This window comes from Dorea sp. (assembly GCF_977044405.1).
Map to the genome: position 1 here is coordinate 152148 of NZ_CDRRQK010000001.1, position 13897 is coordinate 166044.

The 13897-nt window shown below is 40.6% G+C and carries 12 protein-coding genes and 6 tRNA genes; 1 reads left to right on the forward strand and 17 read right to left on the reverse strand.

From position 1 onward, the window contains the following. Window positions 1–2 precede the first annotated feature (2 nt). The 7 genes from ACWJAF_RS00745 to ACWJAF_RS00775 all read right to left on the reverse strand — a co-directional run bounded on the left by ACWJAF_RS00745 (window position 3) and on the right by ACWJAF_RS00775 (window position 3994). Window positions 3–590 (reverse strand): DUF1788 domain-containing protein, encoded by a 588-nt coding sequence (locus ACWJAF_RS00745; RefSeq protein ID WP_448861549.1) that lies wholly within the window; start codon window positions 588–590, stop codon window positions 3–5. A gap of 2 nt (window positions 591–592) precedes the next feature. After that, window positions 593–1183 (reverse strand): DUF1819 family protein, encoded by a 591-nt coding sequence (locus tag ACWJAF_RS00750; RefSeq protein WP_448861551.1) that lies wholly within the window; start codon window positions 1181–1183, stop codon window positions 593–595. Then, on the reverse strand, window positions 1183–1470 hold the full coding sequence (locus ACWJAF_RS00755; protein WP_117604112.1) for a helix-turn-helix domain-containing protein: 288 nt from the start codon (window positions 1468–1470) through the stop codon (window positions 1183–1185). Before ACWJAF_RS00755 ends, ACWJAF_RS00750 begins: the two co-directional genes overlap by 1 nt. Before the next feature lie 196 nt (window positions 1471–1666). Further along, window positions 1667–2323 (reverse strand): PIN domain-containing protein, encoded by a 657-nt coding sequence (locus tag ACWJAF_RS00760; protein ID WP_448861553.1) that lies wholly within the window; start codon window positions 2321–2323, stop codon window positions 1667–1669. Between the two features lie 5 nt (window positions 2324–2328). After that, window positions 2329–2997: a vWA domain-containing protein gene (locus ACWJAF_RS00765; RefSeq protein WP_448861554.1), complete on the reverse strand. Its 669-nt coding sequence runs from the start codon at window positions 2995–2997 to the stop codon at window positions 2329–2331. A 135-nt stretch (window positions 2998–3132) separates the two neighbouring features. Continuing rightward, a complete protein-coding gene (locus ACWJAF_RS00770; protein WP_448861556.1) occupies window positions 3133–3342 on the reverse strand; it encodes a hypothetical protein in 210 nt (69 codons plus the stop codon). A gap of 16 nt (window positions 3343–3358) precedes the next feature. Beyond that, window positions 3359–3994 carry a hypothetical protein gene (locus ACWJAF_RS00775; RefSeq protein WP_448861558.1) on the reverse strand — a complete coding sequence of 212 codons (636 nt, stop codon included), beginning with the start codon at window positions 3992–3994 and terminating at the stop codon, window positions 3359–3361. A gap of 2065 nt (window positions 3995–6059) precedes the next feature. On the opposite strand from ACWJAF_RS00775, the gene ACWJAF_RS00780 reads away from it, so the two are divergent. Then, the gene (locus ACWJAF_RS00780; RefSeq protein ID WP_448861560.1) at window positions 6060–7172 is read left to right on the forward strand and encodes a tyrosine-type recombinase/integrase; all 1113 of its coding nucleotides are present in this window, start codon (window positions 6060–6062) and stop codon (window positions 7170–7172) included. Between the two features lie 101 nt (window positions 7173–7273). Here ACWJAF_RS00780 and ACWJAF_RS00785 read toward each other — a convergent pair. From ACWJAF_RS00785 to ACWJAF_RS00830, 10 genes are all read right to left on the reverse strand, one after another. Then, window positions 7274–7359 (reverse strand) — tRNA-Leu (locus ACWJAF_RS00785). Window positions 7360–7466: 107 nt separating this feature from the next. Continuing rightward, window positions 7467–7539 (reverse strand) — tRNA-Val (locus ACWJAF_RS00790). A 42-nt stretch (window positions 7540–7581) separates the two neighbouring features. Beyond that, a tRNA-Asp gene (locus ACWJAF_RS00795) sits at window positions 7582–7655 on the reverse strand. Window positions 7656–7661: 6 nt separating this feature from the next. Continuing rightward, window positions 7662–7735, reverse strand: a tRNA-Ile gene (locus tag ACWJAF_RS00800). 26 nt (window positions 7736–7761) lie between these two features. Beyond that, window positions 7762–7834 (reverse strand) — tRNA-Thr (locus tag ACWJAF_RS00805). 21 nt (window positions 7835–7855) lie between these two features. Continuing rightward, a tRNA-Glu gene (locus tag ACWJAF_RS00810) sits at window positions 7856–7927 on the reverse strand. Between the two features lie 211 nt (window positions 7928–8138). Next, window positions 8139–8981, reverse strand: a complete 843-nt coding sequence (locus tag ACWJAF_RS00815; RefSeq protein ID WP_296033910.1) for a PRD domain-containing protein — start codon at window positions 8979–8981, stop codon at window positions 8139–8141. 236 nt (window positions 8982–9217) lie between these two features. Continuing rightward, window positions 9218–11410, reverse strand: coding sequence for a glucose PTS transporter subunit IIA (locus ACWJAF_RS00820; RefSeq protein WP_448861563.1), 2193 nt, complete (start codon window positions 11408–11410; stop codon window positions 9218–9220). A 210-nt stretch (window positions 11411–11620) separates the two neighbouring features. After that, entirely contained in the window at window positions 11621–12739 is a 1119-nt protein-coding gene (locus tag ACWJAF_RS00825; protein ID WP_448861565.1) for a GntR family transcriptional regulator, read from the reverse strand. Between the two features lie 180 nt (window positions 12740–12919). Next, entirely contained in the window at window positions 12920–13891 is a 972-nt protein-coding gene (locus ACWJAF_RS00830) for an ABC transporter permease (RefSeq protein WP_448861567.1), read from the reverse strand. Between the last annotated feature and the right edge of the window lie 6 nt (window positions 13892–13897).

A 13897-nucleotide genomic window follows, 5' to 3' on the forward strand; every position in this document is an offset into this window, starting at 1 on the left:
GTTTACACAAGCCTGAAAGCCCGGTAATAGTTTCTGGAATCCATCGTTCCAAATAATTTCAAATCCTGTCCGCTGTATTCTCCCGGATAAAACATCACAACCGGCACACTATCCAGTACCTGATGTAAGTTGTTTAAGATATTATGGCTGGCAATGATCGGATGGCACTTTCCCACACCTGTCAAGAACACGACACTGTCTGTCAAATCTTCCTGCAAAATCTTTGAAATAATCTGGTTCAGTTCATTGGTTTCATCCAGTCCCAGCGTCTCCACCAGGCTGTCTGCCATATCAAAAAATCCATTTTCTTTTTCCAGATCAAAAAAGGCTTCCAGATATCCCTCTTCCTCTAAAACCTGAATCATCGTATGAAACAGGTCGAACTCTATAATTTTAAAATCCTTATTTCCATTGTTGATTCTGTCTTTTAAGTATGCGATATGATTCCGTACTTCCAGCTCTGCTCTCGGATCGTAATCAAACACATAGTATCCGACTTCATTTCCAAGTCCTTTATTTTCACGGAAAGACTTTTCTGAGATTTTATCTTCGATCCGGTTCAGTCTTTCCTCCAAACTTAATCTTGCCATCCCTAGACTCCCTTCACTGCCTTCAAGTATTCTCCCAAGCCATTTGCAGTCAGCAATTCTTCCGTGCGATAGTCGATATGGATTGGTTTGATGGTTCTTGGCTTTGCACTGCTTTCCAGTAATCCTGCTTCAAACATCATTCTGGTGAAGCACTGTTTCAGTTTCCGTACTGCGGTGTCTGTCCATCCTGCTACAACATCGCTCTGCATTGCCTTATCTGAGAAGAACACATTCAGATCACGGTCTGTAATTTCTTTCTCACCTAATCGAATCTTCTCATCATATACTTCATGAAGAAATTCAAAGAACAATCGGCTGTCCATCAGAATTGCAATTAAATTCAGAATCTTGGCTGTCTCCACGTCACAGGTAGTAAATGCTTTAAGCACTGCCTCCGGTAAAGCGGATACTCTGCGGTAAGTCCCGTTCAGCACCTCATAGGCACGGTATTCTGCTTTTACCTGATAGATATTCTCTTCCCAGGCAGCCTTCCGGATATCTGCTTTACTATATCCATCCAGAATATAACTTGCTGTCTTTCTGGATTCCTGCATCCAGAATAATTTTGATGTAAGTCCTGCACTGTATTCCATTACTGTCCACCATCCTTCGTCTCTTGGAACAGCGGACATTCGCAATCCGCTTTCGCTACTTGCTCATGAACGCAGCCACCTTGCGGCTTGCGTTCATAATGGACAATATCTCCGAAATCACAATCCAGCTTTTCACAGATTTTCTCCAGAACCTTCATGGAAACAAACTCTCCATTGGTCATCTTCGCCACGGTGCTGCTGCTGATTCCCACCTGGTTCATCATATCCACTTTCTTCATATTTTTATCAATCAATAGCTTCCATAATCCATTGTATGATACTGCCATATGTATTACCTCTTCGTTATACAAAACTTATGTTTTTCCTGTATTTTGAAAGTATATTTTTCATTTTCGTTCTTATGCTTTCAATCCATATTATTGTACCATACTGTATGTTTTTCTTCAATGATAAGTGCAAATGAGAACTTCGACTTTGCGAATGATTCATTTGAAAAATCTAAAGGAGCCGCATGACCTTTTCTTATGCTTCTTGATATAGAATTGGTTTCAAGCAATCGTAAATTTCCAATCCCTGTTTTCTTCCAAACCTATGCAAGGAACTCAGATAAATTATTTTCTTGTTTTCTCCACTCTCAAGCAAATCCTGTATTTCACTCAATCTGTCTGCGAATATAGTGCTTCCAAATATCTGGGTTAAAACTTCCTGTAATCTTCTGCGTTCTTCATATTTCGCCTGGAATACATTGATGTCTACCCCATTTAGTTTCCTTTTCAGACGTTTTACTCTTTCACTATTATCATTACTGGCGATTAGGCTTCTTTCTATGGATGGTGACAAAATCATTTTCTTATTCGATGGCAATCTCATATCCCAGTAATCACGAACTGCATGAAATCCCTGATCTTTACTGATAATAGCCACTCTGTCATCATGTCCGGTTCCATAAAACTCACCAACCCTGGTAGCGATATAGAAATCCAACCCATTCTTTCCTGTTTTAACCAATTTACAGGTATCAAACACACAGCCAGACTGTTCTATCTCTTCCAGATAGCGATTTTCACAGCTATGTGCTGCAGAGCTAAAAAAGAGAGTCAGATAATCATTTTTATCCAAATAATCAGCACCTCTTAATCCATTACTCCTGACATTTTCAAAATCCACTAAAAAATACATGGCAACTACCCTCTTTTCTGTCTGTGGCTTTTTTCATGATATTCCTCGATTTCGTCTTTCCAGTCATCTTTCAGAAAATCCACGGCCGTGTCACAGGTTACTGCTTTGCTTAATGCATTACCTACTGCCCTGAAATTTACTGAAATGCCTTCTGAATCATTCTCATATGTCACAGATCTGTTTCTGGCTATCCCTATCTTCTCCGCTTCTTTTCCCGCATCAATATTCGCCCCCAGGAACAAGAACTCCCATCCGCACTCTTTTTTCGCTTCTATCTTTCGCCGGATCTGCTCTTGAGTAAAATGCTCACTAGAATTTTCCAATCCATCTGTTGTAATAACAAATATAATTTTTCCTGCACGGTGATCTTCTGGAAGATGCTTCTGTACATTTTCCATTTTCTCGATTGCCATTCCAACGGCATCCAATAAAGCGCTACATCCACGCACAAAGTATTCCTTTTCTGTAAGTGGTTCGACGATCTCCACCGGGAATCTGTCATGAATGATATCTACTTCATCATCAAATAAAATAGTGGTCACATTCACATTCTTTCCCTGTGCCTTTTGCTTTGCAATCATGCCGTTGAATCCACCAATTGTATCACTTTCCAGACCGCCCATTGATCCACTTCTGTCCAAAATAAAAACCAACTCAGTTAATTCTGTATTCATGTGATTTCCTCCTTACTGGCTTGTTCTTCAAGCCATTGTGGTATCCCCTTGTGGGATTACCTCCTCTGGTATTTGTTGCTAATCACATTTTATATACAGAACCAACTGAGTTGGTCGCCTGTCAGGTGACAATATTCATTTTTTCTTCTTATACAATACACAGTGTAATGAATCCATGCACAGTTTTTTCTTTAAGCTGCAGGTTTTCTTTTCTATATCGTAATATTCACAGCCACTGCCTAATCTTCTGGTTTGTTTGGTTTTGCAGAACCCTCCACTACTATTTTTCACATGCAGAATACTTTTTCCGCCACTATACAATCGTCCTTTTTTCTTTTTACTCATTTTCAATTCTCTTTCATTAAAATACAGGTTGTCCGTAAGCATCCAGCACATCATTGATTTCAAACATATCATATATCTTGTTTTGCAGGAAATATGCCACAATAATGTCTGTTTTTGAGCTTCTGGATAGTGCAAATCCAGCACTTGCCAGTAAATCTTTCGCTTCATCCAGTGACAATTCCAAAGCTATTGTAAAAGCCAGTACAGTTTTCTTGTTCGGAACATAATTGACATCTTTTCTGATTTTAGAAAAATGCCTACGATCCACATATGCCTTTGTATATGCTTCTGAATCTGTCATACCACGTTCATCAATCATGCGGAGCAATCTCTGTGAAAAAGTTTCTTCCAGCTGATCCATGAGATTGTCAATTTTTCTATTTACAGACAGCGTAGAAGACATACCTTTCTGTATTTTTGTCTTCTGCATGGTTGATACGTCAAATTCTTCAGGTTCTGATTCTTCTATCTGGCTGCTTTCTTGAATTTGCTGTTCCTGCAAAGCTTTTTCTTCTGCTCTCTTCTTGCGAAGCCTGGTAATTTCATCAAAAATGGACAGCATTTCTTTATCCATTTTGATGTCATCTTTTATCGGTTCATAATATTTGTCTATGTATTTCCCTACTTCATCAATCAGCTTCTGATCTGTCATATCTGTACCACCTTTTACATTTTTTAATCATCATAATGGTTGATTGATTCGAATACTCCTGGTCCGCTATATTCCTTTTCCCTCATAACGTCATCCTCCTAACCACTAACTTCTTGTTTAATACAAGAATAACCGTTTTCTCCTCCATCAAAGTCGCATATCAGGCGACATTTCTTCATACAATGAACATTATACCATTATTTTTCATTTTGAACGATTTGAGACTAAATTGTATGTTCCCGAGGGTTCATTATAAGTTCAATATAGGCTCAATGGGGTTTTCGGCTCTTTTTTATATCTTTTTTTATCTTTTTTCTACCTTTTTCATTCCCAAATAAGAAACTATTCCAAGAAAGCAAGGCTTTTCAAAACACCCCGCACTTTCCAAAAAACCCCTGATTTTTCTATTTCCGTATAAGTTCTGTTCTTCATACCGCTTAACACTATAATAGCGTAATTTTTTTATTATTTTAACTAACAAACTCCAATATTATTGTAAATATCTTTTATTATTTTGACTAGCCAAATCCAATATAATGACTATTCTCTGTCACTATTATGAATTTTCCAACGCTATTATACAGAAAATTATATAAGCAGGAGTGAACGTATCTTTCATTTATCTTCACTCCTGCTTGTAAACACTACTTTTCTCTTCGCTCTATATAAATTATACATTATTGGTTTTCCCCCAACAATTCTTTCTCCTGTCGTGATATACTCACTCCCTCTTTTTTTCGTAAATTGAATTGTATCTCTTTACTGTTCAGACAAATTATTTATCGGCATTTTATCGGCACTTTATCGGCACTTTCAATCTCAATTATATTATTACCTCCATTTTCACTACTATAGTCAAATGAATACTACTACTCCAACAGTACAACAATTTGGAATATATCATCTTCTCTTAATTTCATTCTCTATTTTCTTTATGTCTATCCTCTGTATTCCCTTGTGTATCCCTCTGTATCTAAAGGGAAGATAAGAGGTATTTCTATATCTTATTTCTTTCTTTTCTTTTTCTTTTCTTTCTATATACCTATAAGTTTTCGTTACCCGTAACGGGTTGGCCACGGAAGTAGTGGCCTTCTCCGTAAGTTCCCGGCTGCGTCCGCTGTCCGAATCGCCGTTCTGTAGAACCGCATCCCTTAGATGGGCTCACAGCCTAAAGCGTTCCAGCGTCCTTCCGCTTTAGCCAAGGCGTTCGGCCAGCTAGGGAACGCCTACTAACTGCATACAAAAAAACATAGTTATCTTGTATACAGCTAATAGGGGTTCAACAGTAAGGAAAATACGGAGGTCCACACAGTAACCTTCCTTCACTCTACATGCCCTCGTAATCAGCTTTCCATTTTGTTTACAGCTGGTCTTCCTTCACCCAGGGTAAAATACCCTCATGTCTATTCCAGGCCTGGCAATTTATCTGCTCGTCACAGAACGGTTGCGTTCACCGTCAGCATTACCTAGCAGGAGGGTCCCCTGAATTTGTGTGCTCCATCAAACTAGGATATTAGTGCGATTTTTCCCGCGGTAATCAATGCCGGAATGTGGCTCGCAACACCGGATGTCAATATTAAGTTCTAAGGGGTAATCATTTTTCTCTTTTGGTAACTCTTTTTAAAACACTTTTACATATAGTAGTATGTCAGAAACGTTTTGCAACTTTTGCATTTTACAAATTCTATCTCTTTCGCACTATTATCATCTCCTCTTTTATAGTAGTGTCAGATTCTTTCTACTGCTCCTGTTTCTGGACAAAATTTTCAATCTCTTCTTTTTCCTCATATTTTTTCGTACTGCATTCAATAACTGCTTCTTTTCCATTATCGTAATGTGCATTTCCCAATAATCATATATCAAACCTCGTTCGCCTTTCTGACATACTATATATGAGTGGGAAACTATACTTGAAAGGAGTTTAATTTTTTAGAGAGTGCAAAACAAATTCAAAAACCCAGAACTAACGGCAGAACAACAGAATTTGTACAACACTATCCTCGCCTTGCAATCATTAATCGAAAGTGCTACATTAAACACAGCAGAGATGTCGCAATACGCAGACATGACATACGCAAAAAAGAAAAAACTAGTCAGTGAAATTTATTTCAAAGACAAAAAACGCAAAGAATTCTATGCTTGCAAAGACGGACGATATAAATCTTATAATCCGCAATTTATTGCACCATCAGAAAAAGAGCTGGTGCAGAAACTCTATGATTACTACTTCAATAACACATTAGAAGATATCTACAAGCAGTGGGTGCAGCATCGTGCAGAAACTCAGATCGTATCTCAGAAAACGATTGAAGAAGACATCGGAATTTGGAACCGATTCATTGCAGATACCGAATTAGCAAGAATGCAAATTGCAGAGATCAAACCAGTACATGTAATGAAATTATTCCAAATTTGGACCGGAAACGGAAAGATTACCAGAAAGGACTTTAACAACCGTAAGTCTGTACTAAATGGCATCTTTCGTCATGCTGTGCTAAATGAAATTATTACATTTAGTCCTATTACCGATCTTCCTTGCAACACATTAAAGTTCAAATTGCCAAATGCTTCGAAAAAAGCTTACACAGTAGAAGAACGTGCTATGCTACTGTCTTATCTAAAGACTTTAGAGCAAGATGCCTACACACTTGCAATTCAGTTCGCATTTTATGGAATTTTTCGAGTCGGAGAAATCAAAGGATTATCTTGGGATACAGAGAACGAAAATATTATCACAATCAAGCAGCAATTGGTAGAAGAACGTACATTACAAGAGGATATGACTTTCAGTCATCCTCATCGTATCTTAAAGGATCCCAAAGGCAATCCTTTTTACAGTATACGTACCGAAGAACTTCCTGAAGCAGGTCTTGCTATTCTGAGAAAAATGAAAGAGCTTAATCCAAATGGAAAGCTTGTATTCATGCACGAGGGACGGCCGCTTACTACAGATACGTTTAACCGGCGTTTAAGGAAATATTGCGGTGAACTGGGAATTACATATCTCTCCAGCCACAAAATCCGCTTTACCAACGCCTCGATGCTTTTTGATGCCGGCGTAAAAGCAATTGACATCCAGCCACTGTTGGGACATTCAAATCTTGCGATGACCCAACACTACATCGGACAACGTACTACCGAACGAGACTCAACAGAAATGGCCCGAATACTGGCCTAAACCCTGTAAATACTGCCTGTACAACTTTGTACAACTTTTTATGCAAAACAAAAAGTGCCTCAAACCCTTTAATGATAAGGGTTTGAAGCACCTCAACCTAATGCCGCAGACCGGAATCGAACCGGTACGGGAGGTTAGTCCCGCAGGATTTTAAGTCCTGTGCGTCTGCCAGTTCCGCCACTGCGGCATTCTAGCTTCTGCGCCAGCTCGTTAGAGCTGTGTGCATCGCGCGGAGCGCGTGTCACATTTTGCGACTGAACCATTTGAAATTTGCAACGATCTCTCGTCGCAAAATGGGACCAATAGGGCTCGAACCTATGACCCTCTGCTTGTAAGGCAGATGCTCTCCCAGCTGAGCTATGATCCCATATTTAATTTTTATCGCTTACTCACTTTTGTGATAAGCAAGCGACCCAGAAGAGACTCGAACTCTCGACCTCCGCCGTGACAGGGCGGCGCTCTAACCAACTGAGCCACTGGGCCATATAATGGACCTTCGGGGACTCGAACCCAGGACCGATCGGTTATGAGCCGATTGCTCTAACCAACTGAGCTAAAGGTCCAAAATCTTTAAGTCCCGTAAGGACTAAGCCGATGATCGGACTCGAACCGATAACCTGCTGATTACAAATCAGCTGCTCTGCCAATTGAGCCACATCGGCATTTCCCAATTTCTTGGGTAGTGACTCCAACGGGAATCGAACCCGTGTTACCGCCGTGAAAGGGCGATGTCTTAACCGCTTGACCATGGAGCCATTTCTCAGTCACTGTTTTGTGTTTTTTATTTCTCTTGCGTGACCGAGATTTATATTATCACAACACAATACCTTTTGCAAGGGTTTTTTTGAAATTTTTTTAATTTTTTTAAAAAACTTTTTTTCGCGCTTTTTCCATACATCTTTTCCAGTCTTTCAAAGCACCGTTTTCTTTACTTCTGCCCCATGAATCCCTGGTTATTCAGAGACATTATTCTTCTATCTCCAATTCATCATTGGCAACTCTTTCAATGTGCATGGCAAGGTATCCGGTCTCAACTTCTTCAAGCTTCACTCCCAGACTTTTTCCAACCTGGTCGCACACAGCCTGTGCCATCTGGAACGCCTCCGGGAATTTCACCTCCATATAATCATTCATATTGACTTTCAGTTTTTCCCCGCTTAAGGCTCTTGCCACCATATACCGGATATGATTCATCAGACGGTTATATGACAGCGATGCTATATCTATTGGCTTTCCTATGGCTTCTTCTACCATACTGATGCATTCTCTTACAGATCTTGCCATCTGCATAGCCTGGGATACCTTCTCGTCTTCTATAGCCGAATGGATGTGAAGCGCAACATAACCGATCTCATCATCCTCGATTTCTATGCTAAATTGTTTTTTCAAAAGCGGCCGGATACTTTCAGCTGCTTTAAATTCCATATGAAATAACACACGGATATCTTCCGTCAGCGGATTACTGATCTGCTCATGATTCTGAATCCGTTTTACTGCAAATGCAATATGATCTGCAAGTGGGAATAATACCATCCGGTCAATCTTGCCGAATATCTTTTCTGCTTCATCAAGGACAGCATTCGTTACTTCCAGAAATTCCGGCGCTATGGACTTTACAATTTCCTTCGCCCCGCCGCGTTCTTTATATTTTTGGAGAGAATATAAACGGTCTTCTGGTCTTACTTCTATTCTTTCAGCAACTTTTCTGCCGAATCCGACTCCCTTCCCCATGATCAGAACCTCTTTATGGCTGTCCTGATGCAGGGCTATCACAGTATTATGATTTAAAACTTTTTCTATTCTGTACATGCTCTATATCCCCACTCACAATTATTCATATTTCTTTACATTGTATCTTACAAAGTATTCCTCAGCTTAAGCTGTATATCAGTTCCTGTTCCATGCAGCTGCTTTCCTGTACTTCTATGTCCACTGCCATCCACTGCATTCCTGCACTTCTATCATATCATATAGCGAAAAAGCTGCCCTGACAGACAGCTCTCCCGTTATCGATTTTTCAAATGCATTTCGCCTGATATGACATCTTATGCTTCGTAGACATCAATTGCGAAAAGTTCTTCTCCGGCTTTGATCTCACCATCTTTCAGAAGACGGATCTTCTGATTATCTTCCAGCTCTGTGCAAAGAACCGGTGAAGCTACGGATGGTGCGTTTGCTTTCAGGTAATCCAGATCTAATTTGAGCATTGGATCACCTTTCTTCACAGTCTGGCCATTCTCAACAAAACACTCAAATCCTTTTCCGTCCAGTTTCACTGTATCAATACCTACGTGGATCAACAGGCTTACTCCGGATTCTGTCATGAAGCCGATTGCATGCTTTGTATCAAATACGAAACATACCTCGCCATCTTCCGGTGCTCTTACGATCGTATCCTCCGGTGTTACAACAGCTCCGTCTCCCATCATACGTCCCGCAAATGCTTCATCCGGTGTAGTAGAAAGGTCTGCTGCAAGACCTGTGATCGGGCTTGAGATCACAATTGTATCTACGACTTTCTTCTCTTCTGTCTTGTTCTCTATTCTATCATCTTCCGATGCATTCTGACTAGTACTTTCTGCGTCTTTCTGTGGCTCATACAGCTCTTTTGGGGCATGTTCCAGATAATCTTCCAGGTTAGCCTTAACAACCGTTACACTAGGCCCGTAAATGACCTGTACGCCCTGTCCACGGTGAACCACACCAGATGCACCTGTCGCCTTTAAGATTCCGTCATTAACGAGATCCGGATTAGTTACGGTACAACGAAGTCTTGTCGCACAACAATCCACATCTTCAATGTTGGCAGCTCCGCCAAGTCCTCTTGTAATCTCCGCACTCAGAGAGTCTTCAGATCCTGATGCCGCTCCTGCTTCGGCATTTCCTGCTTTTTTGGCATTTACATCAGCTTTTGTATAAAGCTTTGTCTCTTCATCATCATCTTCACGTCCCGGTGTCTTAAGATCTAACTTTTTGATCAGGAATGAGAAGATAAAATAATACAGGAAGAAATAAATGATACCAACCGGAATAATTCTGATCCAGCTTGTCTTTGCATTTCCCTGAAGGATACCGAACAACAGAAGATCCAGAAATCCTCCTGAGAATGTCAGTCCTACTGCAATATTCAGTATATGCGCGATCATATATGCACTACCTGCCAGTACTACCTGTACCGCAAAAAGAACCGGTGCCACGAACAGGAATGAGAACTCCAGAGGCTCTGTAATACCTGTTAACATACATGTCAGTGCCGCAGACAGAAGAAGTCCGCCGGCAGCTTTTTTCTTTTCCGGTTTTGCTGTACGGTACATTGCAAGTGCTGCCCCTGGAAGTCCGAAGATCATGAAAATGAATTCTCCAGAGAAATATCTGGTTGCATCCGCACTAAAGTGTGTAACATTAGCAGAATCAGCAAGCTGTGCAAAGAAAATGTTCTGTCCGCCCTGGATCAGCTTTCCACCAACTTCCATTGTTCCACCAACGGCTGTCTGCCAGAACGGAAGGTAAAATACATGATGCAGTCCAAATGGGATCAGCGCACGCTTTACGATACCAAAGATCAAAGTTCCAAAGTAACCAGTTCCTGTTACCAGGCCACCCAGTGCATAAATTCCGTTCTGCACGATTGGCCATACAAAGTACATGGCAATTCCTACGAACATATAAGTAATCGTCGAAATAATCGGCACGAATCTTGAACCACCAAAGAATGATAACGCATTTGGCAGTACGATCTTATGAAAGCGGTTATGAAGTGCCGCAACACCAAGACCTACAATGATACCTCCGAATACACCCATCTGCAGTGTATTGATACCACATACAGAAGCAATTGTTCCTTCGAGTACATCTTTGGAAATGCTTCCGTCTTCCATAATCTTACCGCTGATTTCCAGCATACCATTAATGGAAATATGCATAACAAAGTACGCGATCAGTGCAGATAACGCTGCAACTTCTTTTTCCTTCTTAGCCATACCGATGGCTACACCAACTGCAAATATCAGTGGCAGGTTATCGAATATTGCACTTCCGACTTTGTTCATGATAATCAGCAGTGAATGAAGAATTGTTCCTTCTCCTAGGATTCCCTGCAACCCATAAGTTGCGATCGTTGTGGCATTGGTGAATGAACTACCAAGGCCAAGGAGCAATCCTGCTACCGGAAGGATTGCGATTGGAAGCATAAAGCTTCGTCCTACTCTTTGCAATACGCCAAAGATTTTGTCTTTCATAGTTTTTCTCCTTTTCTTTGTACGGGTATCTATGCATAGTGTAGGCTTTTTAATTATTTTTTATTATAGATAAAGAAAGAGACACTAACCCTGCATAAATACTTCTAATTTATACATAGTTAATGCCTCGTTTATCGTTCGCTAACAAGTAACATACTATATTTAGACGATACCATTTTTTTTATGACTTGTCAACCCGGTAAGACTATTTTACAATTTTTTCACCGAATTCCCATCATTTAACTTCACCGGGAAACGATATGAATAATTCTTCGTCTGCCAGTCCTTATCTTCCATCATACGCATCAGATGATGTCCTGCAATACGGCCGAGCTTTTCCTTTGGATGAATCGCTGATAAAAGCTGTACGCTTGAATTAGACTGTAATTCTGCATCATCAAAAGACACGATCGACATATCCTCCGGAATATGGATTCCCCGCTCTTCTAAGAATTCCACATAGATTCGTGCAATCTCATCGTTATAGATGATCATTGCTGTACAGTCTTTGGTACGCCGGTAGATATTAAGGAGCCCTTTTTTACTGAATTTTGTCTCCATCTCTTTTGTCGAATACCAGCGGATCCAGTCATCATCATATGAGATACCATAGTCTGACAGGCACCGGATAAAGCCTTTGTAGCGCTCTATTCCCTGCATGTCATCATATTTTAAGATTCCGCCGATCTTACGGTGCCCCTGTTCGATCAGGATCTTTGTAAGCTCATATGCGGAGCTTGCATCGGCCATCTCCACACTTGCAAATGGCATATTTTCATAATGATTGTGAATGAAGATCGTCGGTATGTTCCGCTTCTTAATCTCTTCATACAGACGGATATTCGGATTTGGAAATGCCGAACGTGATCCTTCAATGATCAGACCCGATACATCAGCTTTTAACAGTCCTTCCAGATAAAGTGCTTCTTCATTCAGACGGTTTTTTGTTACCGCTACCTCTATCCTGTATCCTTTTTCTTTTAACGCCGATTCGATTCCATCATATACGGTTGGGAACAGGTAGTCCGAATAATAGCTCAGCAACAGGCCTACCTGTGGTCTGTTTCCATCCAGTTCACTGCTTTCATACGATACATAAGTGCCACTACCTCTTACACGCATGATCAGACCTTCATCCTCCAGATGCTGAAGCGCTGTACGAACCGTCTGCCTTGAATAGCCGAACATCTTCTGAAGACTCGTCTCTGATGGAAATTTATCCATATTTTTGATTACACCACTGGTGATCAGTGTATGTGCCCAGTTGTATAATTTCTGATATTTTAGTCCTTCCTGATTTGTCTGCTTCATATTCTCTCCAATATTCATCCCATAAAATCATTATCCTGCGGATACCATCCTCTGGCTGTCTTTCCAGAGTGCGTCGACGGTTCACACAGTCTGTCTTTCATGGCCTTCACTTCATTTTTTCTGAGATTTTTCTAAAAAGAAAATGCGGACAAAAGCCTGGATTTTTGCTTTTGTCCGCTGATAATTCGTTCTGTATGATTATTTGATAACCTGAAGTGATTCACGGTCAGCGAATACAGCTACGAAGATCAGGAATACAACACCCTGAATCAGCTGCATCATCTGTGTAGAGAATCCCATCATTGTAAGTCCACTGTTCAGTACGATGTAAAGTAAAGATCCTACGATAATATTTTCAAATCTTACTTTAGAACCACCGGAAATCGGCATACCACCTAATACCAGTGCGATCAGGATCTGTGTCTCTAACTGGTTACCACCTGAAGAAGTAACAGATCCGACTTTGATAACGTTGATAAATGCTGCAAATCCTGTCAATGCACCGGCAAGCAGGTACATAAGGAATTTCATTCTGTCTGTACGGATTCCTGAGAACATCGCTGCTTTTTCACCGGCTCCGATTGCTTTCAGATATGTTCCGAACTTTGTATAACGGAATGCGATAAATCCGATTACCAGGATAATTGCTGTTAACGCTACCTTTAATCCTGTACTGTCATAATTGATCAGTGTAGCAGAACCAGATACTGGAGCATTCGTTGTCATATATTTGATAAATCCACGGAATAAGAACATGGTACAAATCGTTACAATGAATGATTTGATCTTACGGTATACATAGAAGTATCCGTTGATCGCTCCGATAGCAGCTCCGGCTACGATACCACCAAGAATTGCTACTGCAATTCCATATTTAGAAAGAATACATACAACGATTGAGGCAATTCCAAGGATAGATCCCTGAGAAAAGTCCAGGCCGCCCATTGTCATAATGAAGAAAACGCCCATAGCTGCAATCATTGTAACATATACCTGCGAAAGTACCAATGACATATTTCCCATCATACGAAAATCTGTCAGTACATTGAACAGCAGGAAAATAACAACCAATCCTACGATTGGCAGGAGCGCACGGATCATCGCCATCTTAGACGCTTTTTTCAGCTGTTGCTCCTTATCGTTTGTTTTTGCACTTACTTGACTTCCCATAGTTGC